Origin of the sequence: Anaerospora sp., from assembly GCF_032013335.1 — a bacterium.
Lineage (GTDB): Bacteria > Bacillota > Negativicutes > Sporomusales > DSM-15969 > Anaerospora.
In genome coordinates, this window is record NZ_DALZUO010000001.1 from 1 (window position 1) to 20,132 (window position 20,132).

Annotated in this window: 18 protein-coding genes and 5 tRNA genes; 3 read left to right on the forward strand and 20 right to left on the reverse strand. The window is 45.4% G+C overall.

Annotated elements, in window-relative coordinates; all coding sequences use genetic code 11:
* Positions 1 to 308: 308 nt before the first annotated feature.
* The 6 genes from RTR76_RS00005 to RTR76_RS00030 all read right to left on the reverse strand — a co-directional run bounded on the left by RTR76_RS00005 (position 309) and on the right by RTR76_RS00030 (position 6,785).
* A complete protein-coding gene (locus RTR76_RS00005; RefSeq protein WP_312515051.1) occupies positions 309 to 1,175 on the reverse strand; it encodes a CoB--CoM heterodisulfide reductase iron-sulfur subunit B family protein in 867 nt (288 codons plus the stop codon).
* A complete protein-coding gene (locus RTR76_RS00010) occupies positions 1,175 to 2,122 on the reverse strand; it encodes a succinate dehydrogenase/fumarate reductase iron-sulfur subunit (RefSeq protein WP_312515053.1) in 948 nt (315 codons plus the stop codon). The genes RTR76_RS00005 and RTR76_RS00010 overlap by 1 nt, the downstream gene beginning before the upstream one ends.
* Entirely contained in the window at positions 2,122 to 3,831 is a 1,710-nt protein-coding gene (locus RTR76_RS00015) for an FAD-binding protein (RefSeq protein ID WP_312515056.1), read from the reverse strand. Before RTR76_RS00015 ends, RTR76_RS00010 begins: the two co-directional genes overlap by 1 nt.
* Before the next feature lie 78 nt (positions 3,832 to 3,909).
* A complete protein-coding gene (locus RTR76_RS00020; protein ID WP_312515061.1) occupies positions 3,910 to 4,467 on the reverse strand; it encodes a Fe-S-containing hydro-lyase in 558 nt (185 codons plus the stop codon).
* 13 nt (positions 4,468 to 4,480) lie between these two features.
* Positions 4,481 to 5,326 (reverse strand): fumarate hydratase, encoded by an 846-nt coding sequence (locus tag RTR76_RS00025; RefSeq protein WP_312515064.1) that lies wholly within the window; start codon positions 5,324 to 5,326, stop codon positions 4,481 to 4,483.
* Between the two features lie 55 nt (positions 5,327 to 5,381).
* A complete protein-coding gene (locus tag RTR76_RS00030; RefSeq protein WP_312515067.1) occupies positions 5,382 to 6,785 on the reverse strand; it encodes an anion permease in 1,404 nt (467 codons plus the stop codon).
* Between the two features lie 182 nt (positions 6,786 to 6,967).
* Here RTR76_RS00030 and RTR76_RS00035 point away from each other — a divergent pair, with 182 nt between their 5' ends.
* The gene (locus RTR76_RS00035; RefSeq protein ID WP_312515070.1) at positions 6,968 to 7,885 is read left to right on the forward strand and encodes a LysR family transcriptional regulator; all 918 of its coding nucleotides are present in this window, start codon (positions 6,968 to 6,970) and stop codon (positions 7,883 to 7,885) included.
* A 36-nt stretch (positions 7,886 to 7,921) separates the two neighbouring features.
* On the opposite strand, the gene gyrA is transcribed toward RTR76_RS00035, so the two are convergent.
* Entirely contained in the window at positions 7,922 to 10,357 is a 2,436-nt protein-coding gene (gene gyrA, locus RTR76_RS00040; RefSeq protein ID WP_312515072.1) for a DNA gyrase subunit A, read from the reverse strand.
* A gap of 180 nt (positions 10,358 to 10,537) precedes the next feature.
* Between gyrA and ytaF (RTR76_RS00045) the strand changes: the two genes are divergently transcribed.
* Together ytaF (RTR76_RS00045) and ytaF (RTR76_RS00050) are read left to right on the forward strand one after the other, a co-directional pair.
* Complete coding sequence (gene ytaF / locus RTR76_RS00045) at positions 10,538 to 11,182, forward strand: sporulation membrane protein YtaF (RefSeq protein ID WP_312515075.1); 645 nt, start codon at positions 10,538 to 10,540, stop codon at positions 11,180 to 11,182.
* 21 nt (positions 11,183 to 11,203) lie between these two features.
* Positions 11,204 to 11,848, forward strand: a complete 645-nt coding sequence (gene ytaF, locus RTR76_RS00050; protein ID WP_312515078.1) for a sporulation membrane protein YtaF — start codon at positions 11,204 to 11,206, stop codon at positions 11,846 to 11,848.
* Positions 11,849 to 11,997: 149 nt separating this feature from the next.
* On the opposite strand, the gene RTR76_RS00055 is transcribed toward ytaF (RTR76_RS00050), so the two are convergent.
* From RTR76_RS00055 to purB, 13 genes are all read right to left on the reverse strand, one after another.
* Complete coding sequence (locus RTR76_RS00055; protein ID WP_312515081.1) at positions 11,998 to 12,375, reverse strand: sulfite exporter TauE/SafE family protein; 378 nt, start codon at positions 12,373 to 12,375, stop codon at positions 11,998 to 12,000.
* On the reverse strand, positions 12,375 to 12,728 hold the full coding sequence (locus tag RTR76_RS00060; protein WP_312515084.1) for a sulfite exporter TauE/SafE family protein: 354 nt from the start codon (positions 12,726 to 12,728) through the stop codon (positions 12,375 to 12,377). The genes RTR76_RS00055 and RTR76_RS00060 overlap by 1 nt, the downstream gene beginning before the upstream one ends.
* Before the next feature lie 43 nt (positions 12,729 to 12,771).
* Positions 12,772 to 13,518, reverse strand: a complete 747-nt coding sequence (locus RTR76_RS00065; RefSeq protein ID WP_312515087.1) for a sulfite exporter TauE/SafE family protein — start codon at positions 13,516 to 13,518, stop codon at positions 12,772 to 12,774.
* 101 nt (positions 13,519 to 13,619) lie between these two features.
* Entirely contained in the window at positions 13,620 to 14,768 is a 1,149-nt protein-coding gene (sfsA, locus tag RTR76_RS00070; protein ID WP_312515090.1) for a DNA/RNA nuclease SfsA, read from the reverse strand.
* A 115-nt stretch (positions 14,769 to 14,883) separates the two neighbouring features.
* A complete protein-coding gene (locus RTR76_RS00075) occupies positions 14,884 to 15,546 on the reverse strand; it encodes a TMEM165/GDT1 family protein (RefSeq protein ID WP_312515093.1) in 663 nt (220 codons plus the stop codon).
* Positions 15,547 to 15,800: 254 nt separating this feature from the next.
* Positions 15,801 to 15,876, reverse strand: a tRNA-Phe gene (locus RTR76_RS00080).
* Positions 15,877 to 15,880: 4 nt separating this feature from the next.
* Positions 15,881 to 15,957: transfer RNA gene (locus tag RTR76_RS00085), tRNA-Asp, on the reverse strand.
* A 144-nt stretch (positions 15,958 to 16,101) separates the two neighbouring features.
* Positions 16,102 to 16,177, reverse strand: a tRNA-Val gene (locus RTR76_RS00090).
* A 5-nt stretch (positions 16,178 to 16,182) separates the two neighbouring features.
* Positions 16,183 to 16,257: transfer RNA gene (locus RTR76_RS00095), tRNA-Glu, on the reverse strand.
* Between the two features lie 8 nt (positions 16,258 to 16,265).
* Positions 16,266 to 16,341, reverse strand: a tRNA-Lys gene (locus tag RTR76_RS00100).
* Positions 16,342 to 16,490: 149 nt separating this feature from the next.
* Positions 16,491 to 17,396, reverse strand: coding sequence for a DMT family transporter (locus RTR76_RS00105; protein ID WP_312515096.1), 906 nt, complete (start codon positions 17,394 to 17,396; stop codon positions 16,491 to 16,493).
* A gap of 98 nt (positions 17,397 to 17,494) precedes the next feature.
* Positions 17,495 to 18,781, reverse strand: a complete 1,287-nt coding sequence (locus RTR76_RS00110; RefSeq protein WP_312515099.1) for an adenylosuccinate synthase — start codon at positions 18,779 to 18,781, stop codon at positions 17,495 to 17,497.
* Between the two features lie 58 nt (positions 18,782 to 18,839).
* Positions 18,840 to 20,132 (reverse strand): adenylosuccinate lyase, encoded by a 1,293-nt coding sequence (gene purB, locus RTR76_RS00115; RefSeq protein WP_312515101.1) that lies wholly within the window; start codon positions 20,130 to 20,132, stop codon positions 18,840 to 18,842.

A 20,132-nucleotide genomic window follows, 5' to 3' on the forward strand; every position in this document is an offset into this window, starting at 1 on the left:
GCGTTATTACTTCTTACATTGTTTAGTTTTCAAGGAACACGTTTTGTGTTTGCTGTTATCGCTTGTCGCGGTGACAGCTTATTTATGTTAACACAACCAATTTGTTTTGTCAACATCTTTTTTTGTTTTTCTTACCCGTTAGGGCTAGGCCGCTTGTTGACGGCTTACTTATAGTAACACAGCCTCATACACTATGTCAACACTATTTACAAAAAACTTTCTGCCGTTATCTGCGGCTTGCTTATACTACTATAGCAGCATGTAAATGTCAAGAGTCTGGCCGGTGTCCATACCGGCCAGACTCTATATTAGGATACTTTGATTTTCAACTGGTTAATTCCGGCGATATGCATATTCAGCGCCAGATCCTCCGGCTTTAATCCTAGTGCCAGGCCTATGAGCTGAGCTAAGTGCAGCACCGGCATTTCTTGACGGTATCCAACAGCAGCCTGGCCTTCAGGCTGGTTCATATCAAGCGACATTTGGCATAACGGACAAGGTGTAACAATACAGTCTGCCCCTGCTTTAACTGCACTTTGACAGGTCTCTCCAGTAATTTTGAGCATATCTTCATTTGCTGTATAAGTGGAATGAAAGCCACAGCATTTTAACTTAAAGTCAAAATCAACAGGTTCTGCCCCTACTGCACGAATAACATTTTCCAATGACTCCGGATTTGCATGATCTTCGAAGTTCATAATTGCAGGCGGTCTTAAGATGTGACAGCCATAATATGCAGCAACCTTTAGTCCTGTGAGTGGTTTCTTTACTTTTTCTTTTAGTCTTTCCAGCCCGTAATCGCGAATAATTGCCCATAAAAGATGAGTAATCTCACTCGATCCCCGATATGCAATTCCGGCTTTTGACAGGATTGCATTTACTTTATCTTTCTGCCCATCATCGAGTTTTGCCTTTGCTTTGCGCAGCATAAGCGTACAGGTGTTACAAACGGTGAGAAGCGGCAATTCCATTTTCTCGGCAAGAGCAATATTGCGGGCGTTAACTGCCGTACTGGTCAAATCATCAATATCTTGCAGATGCGAGGCCCCGCAGCATGTCCAGCCCGGAATTTCTACAAGTTCAATTCCCAGAATTTTAGCTACGGCAGTAGTAGCAATATAGTTTTCCTTTGAGGCCCCTTCCAAAACGCAGCCGGGGAAAAAAGCATATTTCATTATTTTTCACTCTCCCTTACTGCTTTAAGGATGGTTCTGATTTGATCATGCCCTTTGACTTTTCCGGGGAAATGGAAGGGATTTAATTTACCCCGCCGTAAAAGCCGAAGTGCCAGAGGGAACTTTTGCAAAGAGCCGATGATACCATCACTGCGCAAAGACAGTTTCATTTCATTCAGGCGACCGGTATCTTCAATATCTTTTAGAAAGGCAAAAGCATGGCGGGCACCTGGATTATTCCTGTACCCCATCTTGATCGAGGCCTGCCGGAGCCTAGCTATATCCTCTCCAGGAGAAAGCCCTTTGGGGCACTGAGTTGTACATTCAACGCAGTGCAGGCATTTCCATAAACCTTTATCAAGGATTGCCTTAATGCGTTCTTCATCTGCTTTATCTCTTGTGTCGGCGACGAACTTCCATACTTTTGCATAGGTGAAAGGTTCAAGAAAATCCTGATTATTTGCGCTCAGCTTATTGCATTCAGAAGCACAGGAGCCGCAAAGGATGCAGCCTGCCTGCACATCAATTTTTTTGAAATCGGCAGCTTGCTGCCGACAGCCTGTTGCTGCCGTAAATTCATCTTTGGGAATAAGCCAGGTTTTAGCAGCAGTCATCCGCTCTGTTTTGGGCTCCCAATCTATAACTAAATCGCGAACAACAGTGAAATTACCCAATGGTTCAATTGTTAGCTCAAAACCAAACCGCCGAATTACATCATCCAGCGGAGTCTCACAGGCCAGCATCGCTTGGCCGTTAACGCGGACTGAGCAGGCACCGCAAACAGCTGAACGGCATGCTGCTGTGAAAGTCAGAGTCGGATCAAGCTCTTCTTTGATCTTAATTAAACCCCATAATATCGTCTTTCCGGGTTGATGTTCAAAGGAGTATTCCTGCATATACGATTTTTTCCCATCAAACCGTCTAACCTTATACGTGATATGGTTCATTAATATCTCCTTTCTGCCGGTTGATATTTTGTTACTACAACTGGCCGACTGGTCAATTTGTACTGCTGTCCTTCAAGTGCAACAATCGTATGCTTTAAGAAATTCTCATCATCACGCTGAGGATAATCGTCCCGCAAATGGCAGCCTCTGCTTTCCTCGCGATATATAGCCCCCATTACTACAGCCTTCGCCATTGTCAGCATATTTCCCAGCTCAATGTAGTTGACAAAAGCTGTATTGAATAGCTTACTGCTATCGCCTACAACACATTGCTGGTATTCAGCAATCAGTTTGTCAATCTCCAGGCTTGCTTTCGCCAAATCAGCTGCGTTGCGGAATATGCCAACATCGTACCACATGGTCTCTGCCATACGGTCTCGTATGGCAGGCACGGTAGGTCCATTTTTACGGGCCACGGTTTTTTCAAATTTATCGCGCCACGAGTTTGCTGCCTTAGTTAAACTCTCTTCGCCTCCAAAGCCCCGTTCCCGTGCGCATTGACTTGCTCCCTGCCCGGCAATTTTGCCAAAGACCATAATATCCGCAAGGGAATTGCCTCCCAGCCGGTTAGCGCCATGGATAGATAAACACGAGGCTTCCCCTGCTGCAAAAACACCTTGCACAGCCGTCGCACAGGTACGATGATCGATAACATCGATGCCTCCCATGGTATAGTGACAAGTTGGACGGATAGGAATAGGTTCTTTAAGCGGATCAACCCGTTCAAATGCGATTGCTAAATCCCGAATCCCATGAAGCTTTTCGAGAATTACACTTTTATCCAAATGTGTGATGTCCACTACGACATAGGCATTCATTCCTTCGCCAAAGCCTCGTCCTGCCTTTATCTCGTCCTCAATCGCCTTCGCTACAACATCACGCGTGGCAAGCTCCATTTTTTCTGGCGCATAGCGTTTCATAAACCGTTCGCCATCTTTATTCAAGAGGTACCCGCCTTCACCGCGTACCGCTTCCGACATCAAAATCCCTGTGCTTGCCAGACCAGTAGGATGAAACTGAATCATTTCCGGATCTTTCAATGGTATACCTGCCCGGAAGGCTGCTGCCATTCCGTCACCGGTAGAAGTAAACGGATTAGTAGTGCGCAGCCAATACATCCGGCCTGCACCACCAGTAGCAATAACAATCGCTTTGGTTTTAATTGGAATGATTTCGCCGTCTTTCACCGAGAGAGCAACAACTCCCTGCAGTTGATCATTTTCTGTTACAATATCCAGAAGCTGACATTCACTGAGAATCTTCACACCAGCTTTCAGGCATTGTTCATACATGGTATGCAGCAACGCATGTCCGGTTTTATCCGCCGAATAACAGGTGCGCGGAGAGGATTGACCACCGAAGTTTCGCTGCGAGATACGCCCTTGCCCATCACGGGAAAACGGAACACCCAAATAATCTATTTCTAAAATTGTTTCAGGCGCTTGAGAAACAAAATACTCAATGGCATCCTGATCCCCCAAATAATCACTGCCTTTTACAGTATCAAAGAAATGCTTCTCCAGCGTATCATTAGGATCGGCATTTTTTACAGCACCGTTTATTCCCCCCTGAGCCATACCGGTAGCCGAGCGGGTAGGAAACATTTTTGTCATCAGACCGACACTAAGCCCTTCTTGACTGCCAGCCTCCAAAGCTGCCCTCATACCGGAGCCGCCGCTGCCGATAACAAGTACATCAAACGTAAGCATGAGTTCACCTCAATCGTTTTTTATAATCAAGGAGATTGGCCAGCCGGTCAATCTCCTTGATGCAATGATTATAGATCTTTACAACTTTTTGTAGGGTTTTTGCCCTTCCTCATAATAGTTGCGACCCTCACAGTCAATAGCGACTATTGCCGGGAAGTCAACAACTTCCATCCTTGCCAGCGCTTCCGGACCTAAGTCACCATAGGCGACAACATCGTAGGCTTTGATTGTTCGCGAAATCAATGCAGCAGCACCGCCAACACAAACAAAATAAACTGCGCCATTCTTTTTCATGCTGTCAACAACAGCATCGGACCTGTACCCCTTCCCGATCATGCCTTTGAGCCCTTTATCAAGCAGTTGGGGAGTATAAGCGTCACAGCGTCCGGCGGTAGTTGGTCCGGCAGAGCCAATCGGCTCACCTGGTTTGGCCGGTGATGGTCCCACATAATAAACAACCTGACCGGTAAGATCAACCGGCAAGTCTTCCCCCCTATCTAAAGCTTCAATCATCCGTTGGTGCGCGGCATCACGTGCAGCATAAATGACGCCGGAAATAAGAACGCTGTCGCCGGCATTTAAACTTTTTATAGTTTCATTAGTAAGCGGTGCAGTAATCTTTTTTTGTTCAGCCATCTTCTCTTCCTCCTTACAGCGTTATCTCGGCATGTCTTGTTGCATGGCAGTTAATATTAACGGCTACTGGCAATGAGGCGATGTGTGTGGGAAACCACTCAATATTAACAGCTAATGCCGTAGTACAGCCGCCAAGCCCTTGAGGTCCTATTCCCGTTTTATTGATGAGGTCTAATAATTCAGCCTCCAGTTTAGCGTACTCGGGATGCGCATTGCGCTCTGTCAGTGGGCGAATAAGCGCTTTCTTGGCAAGATAAGCAGCTTTATCCATAGTACCGCCAATACCGACACCAACAACAATCGGAGGACAGGTACTGGAACCAGCACTAATAATCGTATCTAATACAAATTTTTTCACTCCTGCAATACCGTCTGCAGGTACAAGCATTTTCAGGCCACTTTTGTTTTCACTGCCTGCACCTTTGGGCGCAAGCAATATTTTGATCTGATCTCCCGGCACACTTTCGAGATGAATAATGGCCGGTGTATTGTCGCCTGTATTTTTCCGGTTAAAAAGCGGTTCAGCTACCGCTGATTTACGCAGATACCCCTCAATATATCCCTTCGCCACTCCGGCATTAATAGCCGCTTCCAGTGTGCCGCCTTCGATATGAGCATCCTGACCTAACTCTACAAAGACGACCGCCAGTCCTGTATCTTGACACATAGGTTTATCTTCGTCTCTTGCAATACAGGCATTTTGCAGAATCTGACCAATAATATCCTTACCAAGAGGCGATTCCTCTTTTTGCTGGCCTTCTACCAGAGCATTATAAACATCTTCAGATAAATAATAATTAGCATCAATGGCTAGCTTTGCTACAGCATCCGTAATTGCTTGCGCAGTAATTGTTCGCATTTCGTAGACTCCTTTCATTTGTGTAGTAATTAATTCTCGCCTTTTGCCGCCATTCCTACCACAACCCAAGCACTTTCCACCAAATTGATCCAAATCCTACCCAAATGATTAGATTAATAACAGATATGATAAATCCTAACCGCCACCAGGTGTTTTGATCAACAAAACCTGCTCCAAAGTAAATAGGCGATGGGCCGGCGGCATAGTGAGTAAGAGACATACACAAATTAGACATAAAGCCTATTGCCAGAGCAGCTAAATAAGGCGGCGCACCTGCTGCCACCGCTACAGCAACAAATGCAGAATACATGGCGGTAATATGCGCCGTCAAACTGGCAAATGCATAATGGGCATATAAATACACAACTGTAAGGATAACAAAGGCCGGGACCCAGGGAATACCAGCAATGCTAGCTGCAACCGCTTTAGCAAACCACGGAATAAAACCAAGCTTAGACAGAAAATCTGCCAAACCAACCAAGCTGCCCATCCAGATCAACGTATCCCAGGCCCCTTTTTCCTCCAACACATCTTTCCATTCCAGTACTTCAGTTGCCAGCATAACAACGACAGCCAACATAGCAACGACAGTCGCATCCAATTTGGTATATTGTGAAGTACTCCATAATACTAAAGCTCCCACAAATACCATGGTAACAATTTTTTCACCCCGGCTCATAGCGCCCATTTTTTTCAGTTCTGATGCTGCAAGCGCTTTAGCCTCAGGAGTTTTGGTGATTTCTGGCGGGTAAAACTTATACAAAAAGTAAGGAACAACCAGAATAGAAATAAGACCGGGAACGGCTGCTGCAAGAGCCCATTGGCCCCAGGTAATTTGAATGTGTAATGCTTGAGCAGCTAATAATGCAATCAAAGGATTACCAGCCATGGAGGTAAGAAACATAGCGGAGGTAATTGTATTGCCTTGATAGGCGGTCTGCATAAGATAACTCCCTACCTTACGGGAGGAAACACCAGGCTCCGAATCAAATGCCGTACAAAGACTGCGCACGATCGGAAATATAATGCCGCCGGCACGGGCTGTATTCGAAGGCGTAGCAGGGCTGATGATTAAATCACTTAGGACCAGTGTATAGCCTAATTTTAAGGTACTGTCTCCAATAGCACGAATCAGCACATAGGCAATCCGACGACCTAGACCGGTTTTAATGAACCCTTTGGCGAATAGAAAGGCTGACACAATCAGCCAAATGGTGGTATTAGAGAATCCACTAAGTGCTTCAGCTGGTTTAAGTACTCCTACAAGGGCTGTGAAGGTTATGCTCGTTAATGCCACAGCACCGATAGGCATTGGTTGAAGAATAAAGCCGAAAATAGTTGCCACAAAAATGGCCATGAGGTGCCAGGCTTGGGGAGTTACCCCCTGGGGAACAGGAATAAACCAAATAATTGCGCCGAGAGCGACAGTGGCCAATGCCCGTACAATCTTACCGTTCATGACATACACTCCTCCTCATTTAGCTTACTAAACTACTGAGTTCTAATGAGCTATTGAAATACAAGTAATAACTCATAATTACTGTAGCATTTCTGACGCAATATTTAAAATATTCATAAGCTATGGTATAATAGCTTGTGGCTATCAGGCGTCAGCAAGCTATTGACAAGGAGGGTAATTAGGTGGAATTTAGGCAGTTAGAGTATTTTTACAAAGTAAGCAGCTTGCGAAATTTTACCCGGGCAGCCGAGGTGCTTCATATTGCCCAACCCTCTATCACCAACGCGATTCACAAGCTGGAAGATGAGCTGGGTCTGCAGCTTTTTGACCGGAGCCAAAAAAAAGTCATTCTCACTCCGGAAGGACAGGCCTTTCATTTGCGAGCTGAAAAAATCCTGTATGAGGTACAGCAGGCTCTGTCAGAAATGAATGATTTTAAGAATTTGCACAAAGGAACAATTAAGTTTGCTGCTCCGCCTATGATCGGGGCTTACCTGTTCCCTAATATCTTCACTCATTTCAAAAACACCTATCCAACTCTCGATCTCGCTGTATTTGAAGCAGGCTCTCTAGCTGCAAGAACAATGCTGGAAAAAGAAGAATTGGATTTGGGCATTATCATTTTACCTGAAAACAACCAGTCCTTAAACACCATTCCCATTACCAGAGAACAGATTATGCTGTGCGTTTCACCCGAGCACGCCATGAGTGATGCAGCCAGCATAGATTTTAAAAGCTTAAAGAATGAGTCCTTCATTATGCTGAAAGAAGAGTTTCTTCACCGGCAGTTGATCCTTGAAGAATGCGCCAAACATGACTTCAACCCGCACATCGTATTTTCCTCAAACCAGATAGAAACAATCAAAGCACTTGTGGCAAGTAATGTGGGGATCTCCTTCTTAATGAATATGGTCGTACGCAAACACCCGAATATTATCAGCATTCCCTTGTCTAAGCCGATTTTTATTACAATCGGACTCGCCTGGAAGAAGGACCGGTATCTCTCTAAAGCATCACAGGCCTTTATTGATTTTTTAACCACTTACGCCCGCCGCCTTCCTATAGAAGCAGCTAATTTTCATGACTCTAAAACAAAATAAAACCCGGACCGCTTAAGCGGCCCGGGTTCATTGTTTTTAATCACTATCCGTCTTCTTTTCAACAGTAGCCAAAGCTACTACTTTGTCTTCTACGCCCGTTCTCATGAGCGTAACGCCTTGCGTATTCCGGCTGATAACCGATATTTCGTCGATCTCAATCCGGATGACAATACCATCACTGGTAATCATCATTAACTCTTGTCCGGGACGTACCAGCTTGAGGCCTACTACCTTGCCGGTTTTCTCCGTTACTTTGAGATTAATGACGCCTTTACCGCCTCTGGACTGAGTACGGTATTCACGAACCAGTGTACGCTTGCCATAGCCTTCCTCACTGACAGTCAGCACCTCATTGTCCGGTTTGACTACGTCCACGCCAACGACCACATCACCCTCTTCCAGACTGATGCCTTTTACGCCGTGAGCAGTTCTTCCCATATTACGAACTTCTTTTTCAGCGAAGTGAATGGCCATGCCGTCACGAGTGCCCAATATGATATGCTGCTCGCCATTGGTGAGCTTAACATCAATCAAATCATCGTCTTCATCGAGATTGATCGCAATCAAGCCGCCTTTGCGGGCTGTATCAAATTCGGTCAGTTCCGTTTTCTTGACTATCCCCTTGCGGGTTGCCATGAAGAGGAACCGTCTCTCAGCGAATTCTTTTATCGGAATTACGGCAGTAATTTTTTCATTCTGCTCAAGCGGCAGCAGATTGACAACAGCCGTCCCCTTAGCCGTCCGGCTGGCTTCAGCAATTTCATATGCTTTCAGCCTGTATACGCGGCCCCGGTTAGTAAAGAAGAGAATGTTATGATGAGTAGTAGCTACAAACAAATGCACTACAAAATCTTCTTCTTTCGTACCCATTCCGGTAACGCCCCGGCCACCACGTTTTTGACTGCGATAGGTATCAATATTTAGCCGCTTGATATACCCCTGATGAGTAATGGTAATAACCACATCTTCAACAGCAATTAGATCTTCCACTTCCAGTTTGGAAACATCACTGGTTATAACCGTACGGCGCTCATCACCAAAGCGTTTCTTCACATCAAGCAATTCTTCTTTAATGATATTCATAATCTTGTGCTCGTCTGCCAGTATCGACTCCAACAGCTCGATAGTTTCCATTATATCTTTATACTCTTGTTCAATTTTAGCCCGTTCCAAACCAGTCAGACGTTGTAAACGCATGTCCAAAATTGCCTGAGACTGCTTTTCGCTTAAATGGAAGCCATCCATCAAGGCCGTTCTTGCTATATCAACGGTTTGCGACCGACGGATAGCAGCAATAACGGCATCCAAATTATCAAGAGCTATTTTTAAGCCTTCTAAAATATGCGCTCTTGCTCTGGCCTTTTCCAGTTCAAACTGAGTCCGACGAGTGATAACTTCTTTTTGATGTGCCAGGTAAAAACGCAGCACTTCCTGCAGATTCAGTACGCGAGGACGCCCGTCTACCAATGCCAGCATATTCACACCAAAAGAATCCTGCAATTGAGTGTGCTTGTACAGCTGATTTAAAATGACATCGGCATTAACATCACGACGCAGCTCAATAACTACGCGCATACCGGTGCGATCACTTTCATCTCTGAGATCGGTGATACCGTCAATAATTTTATCGCGAACCAAATTGGCAATGGTTTCGACGAGTTTTGCTTTATTGACCTGGTAGGGAATCTCGGTAACAATGATCCGGTTCTTGCCGTTAGACATGCGTTCCACGCGTGCCTGCGCCCGCATTTTCACACTGCCCCTGCCGGTAAGATAAGCCGACTTGATGCCTTCGCGGCCAAGAATAAGTCCTCCCGTCGGGAAGTCAGGCCCTTTGATTGCCATCATTAATTGTTGAATGGATACTTCAGGGTCATCAATCATCATAACCAGGCCATCTACTACTTCACCCAGGTTGTGAGGCGGAATATTAGTAGCCATGCCGACTGCAATACCTGACGAGCCGTTTACTAGCAAATTAGGAATCTTTGCAGGCAAAACGGTCGGTTCTTTTAATGATTCATCATAGTTAGGTACAAAATCTACGGTATCTTTCTCAATATCAGCTAGCATTTCAGCAGCAACACGGGACATACGGACTTCCGTGTACCGCATCGCAGCAGCAGAGTCACCGTCTACGGAACCAAAATTGCCATGACCATCAACCAGCAGATAACGGGTGGAAAAATCTTGAGCCAGACGCACACTAGCATCATAGACTGAGCTATCACCATGAGGGTGATATTTACCTAATACTTCACCGACAATACGCGCCGACTTTTTGTACGGTTTATTAGGAGTCATTCCCGCTTCATGCATAGCATAAAGAATACGACGATGAACCGGTTTCAATCCGTCGCGTACGTCTGGAAGCGCTCTCATGACAATTACACTCATAGCGTAATCAATATAGGAGTTCTTCATTTCGTCTTCTATCCGAATGGGCAATACCTTACCTAATCCAAAATCCACTATCTCACCTCAACCATATAAACATAGGCGCTTTAAACATATACATTTTCCCTATCGATACCAGAAATTCCTGCTTTTACTATAAGCATACCCAAAGAATGTTACTTGTAACCAATTTGCAGCCTCCACCATATAGTAAGAGGAAAGTTAATTATTACTTATGCCAAGGAGCTGACTATTTTGGATATCGGGTTTTTCTACGTGATCCTGCTGGCCATAGCCGTTAGTATTGATGGTTTTGTAGCCGGTGTGGCTTACGGATTGAAAAATATCCGCATGCCTTTTGCCTCGCTGGTCATCGTAGGCATAGTTGCCACTGTCCTAACGGCAATAGCGATGTTCTGCGCTTATGTACTAGGGAAGTTTATTAACACCAATACCGCCATTGTAATTGGTGCGCTGCTATTAATTCTATTGGGCACCTGGAGTCTTTTTCAACAATATCTAACCAGGAACGTCCCTTCATACGAGCTGGACGGGGAAGTGACAGCCCGTAAGCTCAGCATTTCCATCGGGCAGCTCGTAATCAGCATTGTAGCCAAACCAGAGACCGCCGATGTGGATCGTTTAGGCTGCATTAGTTCATTAGAGGCAGTTTTTTTAGGTCTTGCGGTCGGCTTAGATGCCATGGTTGGTACTTTTGCAGCAGCTCTTATGGGCGTATTACCAATCTACACACCACCCGCGGTTGGCATTACGCACATGATTTGCATTAGTTATGGCTGCTATGCCGCCAGCCGATTTATTCCTGAAAACTTAAAACGGCGCTTTCCCTATCTGCCGGGAGCACTGCTTATCTTTCTAGGCCTAATCCGGCTTGCCTAATTACTTTTATAGGAGGTTATTATGTTCTCGAGCTTTTTTTATGCCCTGTCGCTGGGGCTGGCAGTAAGCTTAGATGCGTTAGCCGCTGGCATGGCATACGGTATAAAGAACATTAAAATACCCTTTTCTTCTTTATGTATTGTCGGTGCCGTTACCTGCTTTTGCACTGCTTTATCCATGATTGCTGCCACAATGCTCAGCAATTGGATAGACACCCATTTTGCCATTATTGGCGGCTCGCTCTTGCTTATCGCCATCGGAGCTTTTAGTCTGTTTCAAGAATATTTTACTCGCGATGTAAAACATTATCATATCGAAGGCGAGGTCACCGCCCGCAAGCTTACCTTCGCAGTGGGAAAACTAGTCATCAGCATTATGGCTCGTCCCGAGTCGGCCGACTTCGACGAATCCCAAAGCATCAGCAAAGTCGAAGCCTTTTTTCTCGGCTTAGCCCTCGGGGTTGACAATATGGTTGCTACTTTTGCAGCAGCCCTAATGGGCTTGCTCCCCCTTTATACTCCGCTTATCATGGCAATCATCCAGATGGTTTTAATTATCAGCGGCATATATGCCTCTAACCGTTTTTTCACTGAAGAGTTGAAAAGTCGCTTTCCTTATTTACCTGGTGCTATTTTAATATTAATCGGCCTATTCAGATTAAAATAAAAAGAACGAGACTGTTGCACTAAAAAGGTGTGACGCTGTTATCTTCGTTTCCTTCCGCTTTTTCCGCTCGTCTCTTTGCCTTAATAGACAAAGAAAAAGAGGGTGTCACAAAATGCTTTTCAAAAAGCATTTTGCGACGCCCTCTTCCTTTATCCTTTTTGCCGGCTCTTTCTCGAACTCCAGAACAATTGAATACTCATTATAACAAAAAAGATGCTAAATACTTTCCGCAATATTGCCTCTGGCAATAAGTTAGCAATATACGCACCACAAACGCTTCCCGCTAACGCCCCTAATGCCAGCACTGCGGCAACAGGATAATGTATTAACCCGTTTTTGTGGTGCCTCCAGACTCCTACCAATGCGGTTGGTATCATTGCCACAATTGCAGCGGCCTGAGCCATATGCTGATTAAGCCCCATTAAGAATACTGCCGACACTACGAGAATTGCGCCTCCTCCAATCCCCAGCAATCCACTTAACACCCCGGTAACGACACCAGTTAAAATTGAAATAAGTACAACCATTACGAAAACCACATCCTTACTGCTAAGGCAAAAGTAAGTATGCCAAAAATACGCCGCAAGTGCTCAGGCTGCACTTTGGGCAGCAATGTCGAGCCAAGATAAGCGCCAGCCATCCCGCCTATCGCGAACAAAGCAGCCAGCCCGGTATCAAGCTGACCAAAAGATTGATATACGGCAGCACTCACAAATGCACTTGGAATCACTACTGCCAGAGAAGTGGCATTTGCCATATGCTGACTGAGTCCGAGAGTATATACCATACCCGGCACCATAATAATTGCGCCGCCAATACCGAGCAAGCCGCTGGCAATACCTGCTCCAAAGCCAATCAGCGTCGTTTTAATTAACTTCATCTTTGAACCTCCGCTTGAAAGCGCCTACATTCATTACCCGAATTCAATGGAGCCAGTTCCATAATCCAGACCCCAGAGATATCATACCGCTAACCGAAATAACTCCTAATGCCAGCTTACGAAACATTTGGCTATCTACTTTCGAAAACGCCTTTTCCCCCACCCAAAAGCCGATTAACAATGCCGGAATGCTAATAGCAACATTGGATGCGAGATTAGACACATTCAATGTACCCAGCAAGTAAGACAGGACCAAAGAAGCAGTGTTTCCCAAGACAAAATAACGGGCAAGGTTGGCACGTATGGTTTCTTTTTCAACTTCCTCATTCATATAGTACAAGACAATAGGAGGTCCATTCAGGCTGGTAGTTGAAGCCAGAAAGCCGCTGTTCAAGCCGACAACAGCTTGAGCAATACGGTGATTCTGAATTCTCAGGGTTACTTGACGATACATCATCACCGTTACTGCCACCAGCACAATACCAATAAATATTTTTAACATATCATTACTGATATAGGCCATAACAAAAGCTCCCGGCAAAGCGCCGGTGATACTGGCCATAAACATGAGAAAAACATTGGAAAAGCATCCTTCGCGCCGAGTATGCCAGGCCATAACCGCTTTTACAAGCAACCCCGTAAACAAAACCAGCATAACTACATCTTTGGGATTTATCGCTAGAGCAAGGAGAGGGGCCGCCGCAAGGGCATAACCGAATCCGGTAAGAGTTTGCAAGAAGCTGGCAAATAAAACCACACAAAAAACATAGGCAGTTGTTAGTGTAATCATCTCTATGCCCTCTTTTATCAACATTCTATATAGTCACACAGTTACTGTGACAATCTCTATAAATCCATACCACTTATCATAGTACCAGACCGCGTACTTGTCTATATTTCTTCTTCCAGAATATCCATCCGAAAGTGCTGCAAAACCTCTATAAAAGCCGGCGTATGCAGTGGATCGGTATCCATACCAAAAAGATGGGTCAAGCAGCTGCAATCGGACGAGCCAAATTGAGCAATTTCCCAATCAGCAATTTGCCCTATTGCGCGGGCAATATCATGTTCCAGGGAAGCAGTCGTTCGAATTGCGATAGCTGCATGGAACTCTGCAGCTTGACGCAGATAATCAATATGCCAGTGAAATCGTTTGCGTTTCCGCCTATGCCGCTCAAGGCGCTTCGAAAGATGCTGCTTTGCTGAACCTACATACAGATAATATCCACCTGGAAAGTTTATTTCACCCTTACTGCCGATGGATAGTTTTTTCCCCTGATCAAGTCGCAGCACGACAATATAGTTGCCGCTGTCATTCATTTCTCGGCCAATAAGTTCCCAGGGAATCGTCGCTTCCGCAACACGTTCACCTAATCGGAAATCCTCTTGCCACTCCAGCGTTACCGCTTTAATATCCAGCTTGTCTCTAGCGGCATATAAGGTTTGCGCGAAAGCCAGGTCGGTATGATAATCCGGTAAAAACCAAGAAGAGCGGGGCCATTGAACCAAAAATAATATTCCCGCCCTATATCCCTCACCAGCAAGCTTCACAAGCCTGCTTATGTGTTTGCGCCCCCGCTCGGTAACTGCATCAGGAAACATCGCAATTGCATGACCAAATAATGTACACGACTTAACTTCCACAACAAATCGTTCTTCTCCCCGGCTGAGCAACAGATCAATCCGGCTATCGCCAAAAGTTACTTCCCGGCCTGCTATACTCCATTCTTCCCACCCCGGAATACGCTTTTGCTGAATAAGCATTTCAGCAACCCGGTTGCTATAATGAGTATCGAGCATAACCGGTATCCCCTCACGCTCAATACCAATTACCTTAAAACGTGTCTTTTTCCCAATACCATCGTTCGCGGCCAAGTACATCCTTCGCCCCGGGAAAAGCAATTCCCACATCCGGCCGGGATTGGGCAGATGAGCCTCCACTACTTCATTTGCCAGCCGGCACTCTACAACAAACCGGTTAAGGCGCCGTAGATACTCAGCACAATATAACTCCGAATAAAAGGCTTCGTCCGTACTCATATACCCACCCTCCAATCGCTCTATATTTTCTGCTATTCAAGACTCTCTGCAGCATCCCTTTTTTCTGCTCACAATCCTTGCCAAATAAAAAACCGCCTATCGGCGGCTTTTATTTTTATTCTTCCACAGGCTGACCATCTTTACCCATTCGATTTACGACATAGATAAGAACCAGTACAAGCAGAACGGCCCCAATAATATTGGGAGCTGAAAGCAGGTATGCAGGCAAGGTTTGATACAACCCGGCAAAACCAAAGAAGATAAATATGATTGCTGATACCCATTTCACCAGTCTCTCGGGAATTTGCTTACCCAGCGTTACACCAATAATAATACCAATCGCATTTGCTACCATCATTCCTGCCGTGGTTCCCATCCACACAGGTATAAGCTGGTTGTATTTGGCAGCTAGCGCAACTGTAGCCAGCTGTGTCTTATCTCCCATTTCAGCAATAAAGAACGCAATAACGACAGTCCAAAAAGGACTATACTTATTAGACGCATCACAGTCTCCCATTTCGTCTCCCCTGATTGTCCATAAACCGAATACAATAAATGACACTGCTGCTGCAATTTGTATGTAACTCATTGGAATAAAGCGGGTTAAATAACTGCCGACCTCTACGGCCAGGTAATGATTAAGAATAGTGGCAACAAACACTCCCCCCAGCACCGTCTGCCAGCGGTATCGTGTGGCAAAACACATTCCCAGCAGCTGCGTTTTATCCCCCATCTCAGCTAAGACAACAAAAACAAATGACGTAATAAATGCTTCCATCTTTTAGAATCCTCCTTAAAAATAATAAAAAGCGAGACACTTTTAGTATGACCAAAAAGTCATACTAAAGGTCTCGCTAATTGGACGAATTAATCCAACGTTCACGCCAGACGCAAAAAATTGCGGCAGTATGTTGACGTGATCAATAAGCTACTCCCCTTTAGGGATTTAATATTACCATTATACTCTGTAATTATCATTTGTCAAGCAAATAAAAAACCTTACAAGCAACAGCTTGTAAGGTTATGGACAAATGGTGCCTCAGGGCAGAATCGAACTGCCGACACGAGGATTTTCAGTCCTCTGCTCTACCGACTGAGCTACCGAGGCAAAATGGCGACCCTGAACGGATTTGAACCGTCGATCTCCGCCGTGACAGGGCGGCATGTTAGACCGCTACACCACAGGGCCGCGAATGCGCCAGATTATAAACGCCCATCTGCGTTGTTACCCCTACGCACGCTTCGCTGGCCGTACCAACATGTACTGTCTGCGCTCGCGTGATCGGGATGCCTAGCATCTGGACATTTCTAATCCGTCGCTGGCTTGAAACATTGGTGGGCGATGACGGGATCGAACCGCCGACATCCTGCTTGTAAGGCAGGCGCTCTCCCGGCTGAGCTAATCGCCCGGGATTGGTGACCCGTAAGGGAATCGAACCCTTGATACCGCCGTGAAAGGGCGGTGTCTTAACCGCTTGACCAACGGGCCAGAAAAAATGGTGACCCACGATGGACTCGAACCATCGACACCCTGATTAAAAGTCAGGTGCTCTACCAACTGAGCTAGTAGGTCATGTCTGATGAGGTTTTTAGTATACAATATGCTGACATTATTGTCAACTTCTTTTTTACTAATCTCCTGCTCGCATGTCCAACCATTCGGGAACTTATTTAGTATAGCAGAACTGCTCCCAATGGTCAATAGGGCAAGCTGCAGGGAATTTATAGAATCTCTTTACTATTCTTGTTAGGCTTGCGGGTTAAACATAACCCCCAAAAGACAATAGCTGCTCCAACAAGCTGCAACAGGCCAAAAGGTTCGTCAAGCAAAAGATATCCCACGACAATTGCAAAGACAGGCGACAGATTATTATACAGTGATGCCGTAGCACTACCGAGCAGACTCACTCCCCAAATCCATAAAAAATTACCGATACACATGGCAAAGATGCCGGAATAGGCAGCACTCAGCCATGCCCCCTCCGATGTTTTGCGCCAGTCAACTTCTATCAGTTCAGGCATTGCGATCAGCGCAAACAGGATCATATTAACAAGAACTATCAAAGTCGTTGTTTGATAATACGAATAGTGAGCCGTTAATTCTTTAGAAAAGATGGTATAGTAAGCATAGCCAATTTGAGCTGCCGATAGTAGCAGCACTCCCATCATATGTTCCGAGGAAAAGCTCATCTCTCTGTCTGATCCCAAAACAATGAGCAGAATTCCGGCAAAGGACATTCCAATCCCGATGATCACAGACTTGCTCAGCACCTCTTCCAGCTTGAAAACCCGATTGAGAATTGCCACCCAAACCGGCAGCATTCCCAATATAAGGGAAGCATTTCCTGCTGAAGTCCGTTGAATCCCTAATGTAAAAAAGAATTGAAATACAAAAAAACCAAATATACTGACCTTTAGAATTTTAAAAATATCCCGTTTTTCAACCGGGCGGTACTGTTTAGATATCAGCAGAACCACTATAGCACAAACAAGCGCGATCATCATGCGGACTGCATTATATGACAGCGGCGGCAGACTTATTAAGCCAACCTTCATGATCGGAGGATTAATGCCCCATAAGAAGGCCACTGCCAGCAATACCAGTTCAGGCCGTATAACGGTATTCATAGTCCCCCTCCCCTTTCACCCCTTAATCCAAATAAAAATATAAGCAGGCCTGCAACAGTCTTTATTGCAAGCCTACTTACTTATTCATCAATTAAGAACTAAAACATATCGTGTAATATCATCGTCTGATCACGACGTGGACCAACCGAAACAATCCCGACCGCAATGCCAGTTACTTCGCTCAAGCGTTCCACATACCGGCGGCAATTAGCAGGTAATTCGTCATAAGTGCGTATGCCGCTGATTGTTTCTTCCCAGCCTGGCAATTCTTCATATACTGGCTCCACTTGTCCCAGTACTTTAAGACTAGCAGGGAATTCATTAATAATTTCACCTTTATATTTATAACCGGTGCAGATTTTCAAGGTTTTCAGACCGTCAAGAATATCCAGACGGGTAATCGCCATGTATTCAATACTGCTTACAATACCGGCATACCGTACTACAGCCGCATCAAGCCAGCCGCAACGACGAGGCCGTCCGGTAACCGTACCAAATTCACGTCCCCGTTCGCGGATCATATCGCCTGTTTCGTCAAGCAATTCCGTCGGGAAGGGGCCTTCACCCACACGGGTACTGTACGCTTTAACCACACCGATTATCTTACCAATCTGTTTGGGCCCCACACCGGCACCGACGCAAGCGCCACCAGCAATAGGATGAGATGAGGTAACATAGGGATACGTACCATGATCCAGATCCAATAAAGTTGCCTGAGCGCCCTCAAACAGAACCTTTTGTCCGGCTTTTATAGCTTCATTCAGTACAGTAGACGTATCTGTTACGTATTGTCTCAATTCTTCGGCATATCCCAGGTATTCCGCTCTAACTTGCTCATAATCAAAGCCTTCCGCCCCATAAACGTTCTTTAGGAGATGGTTTTTGGCTTCCAAATTGCGTTTTAATTTTTCACTAAATTCTTCTTCATCTAAGAGATCTACCATCCGGATACCAACGCGATCGATTTTATCGCCGTAGCAAGGACCGATACCACGTTTGGTAGTTCCAATTTTATGATCTCCACGGGCTACTTCCTCCAGCTCATCAAGCAGCCGGTGGTACGGCATAATAACATGCGCCCGGTTAGACACTTTCAGCCCCGATGCGTCAATTCCCTTAGCATGCATGCCTTTAATTTCTTTCAACATAACAGCCGGGTCTACAACGACACCATTACCGACAACGCACGTTTTCCCTTTATATAATATCCCTGAAGGCAACAGCTGAAGCTTAAATTCGTCGCCACCGACAACAACTGTATGACCTGCATTATTTCCGCCCTGATAGCGAACAACCACATCTGCCTTCTCCGCTAAGAAGTCAACAATCTTACCTTTTCCTTCATCGCCCCATTGAGTACCAATAACAACTACTGATGATGACATATACACATCTTCCCTTCCATATCGTTCACGATTCGCTTAAAGCAAAAGCGTAAACCTGTTATAATCCGAAACGGGCCATAATGGTATCCACATGTTGTAACATGTAACTAGGATCAAAACACACTTCCAGTTCTTCATCCGTCAAATATTGACGAATATCAGGATCATTTTTCAGATTCGTTCTGAAATCCTGCCCTTCCAGCCAACGGGCCATCGCATTGCGCTGCACCCACCGGTAGGCGTCTTCCCGGACGGCACCCTTATCGACAAGCGCTAAAAGTACACGCTGACTGAAGATGAGCCCGCCAGTCTTATTCATATTTGCATTCATGGCATCCGGATAGACAAGCAGCTTATCTACAACATTCGTAAAAATGTGCAGCATATAATCTACCAGTATTGTACTATCAGGCAAGATAACCCGTTCTACAGAAGAATGGCTGATATCCCTTTCGTGCCAGAGCGCCACATCCTCAAATGCTGCGAGAGCATTCCCTCTCACTACCCGGGCCAAACCGCTTACCCTCTCACAAGTAATTGGGTTGCGCTTGTGAGGCATTGCGGATGAACCTTTTTGGTTAGGATGAAAATATTCTTCGGCTTCGCGAATATCCGTTCTCTGGAGATTGCGAATTTCCGTAGCAAATTTATCTAATGAACTTGCAATAATCGCCAAGGTCGACATAAATTCAGCGTGACGGTCCCGTTGAATGACCTGCGTAGCCAGCTTTGCCGCTTTCAGCCCCATTTTTTCACAGACATAAGCTTCCACTTTAGGGTCAATATTGGCATACGTACCCACTGCACCGGATAATTTGCCAACCGCTACCGTTTCGCGGGCGCGCTTCATACGTTCAATGTTTCGCTCTGTCTCATCAAGCCATAAGGCAAATTTTAAACCCAGTGTAATTGGCTCAGCGTGTATCCCATGCGTCCGCCCGATCATAGCCGTATATTTGTGCTCAGCTGCCCGCCGTTTCAATACGTCGCGGAATTTCTCCAGATCACGAATGATAAGATCAGCAGCCTGCTTCATCATGAAGCCTAATGCTGTATCTTTTACATCGCTGGAAGTAAGGCCCATATGAATATATTTAGCCTCATCACCAACATGCTCAGCAACAGCCGTCAAAAACGCAATAATGTCATGATGAATTTCGCGCTCAATTTCACGAATTCGATCAACTGAAAACTTAGCTTTTTCTTTAATAACAGGTACTGCTTCTTCCGGAATTTGCCCTAACTCGGCCATAATTTCGCATGCATATATTTCAATATCCAGCATGGTCTGAAATTCATTTTCGTCTGTCCAGATTCGGCCCATTTCCGGTTTGGTGTATCTTCTGATCAT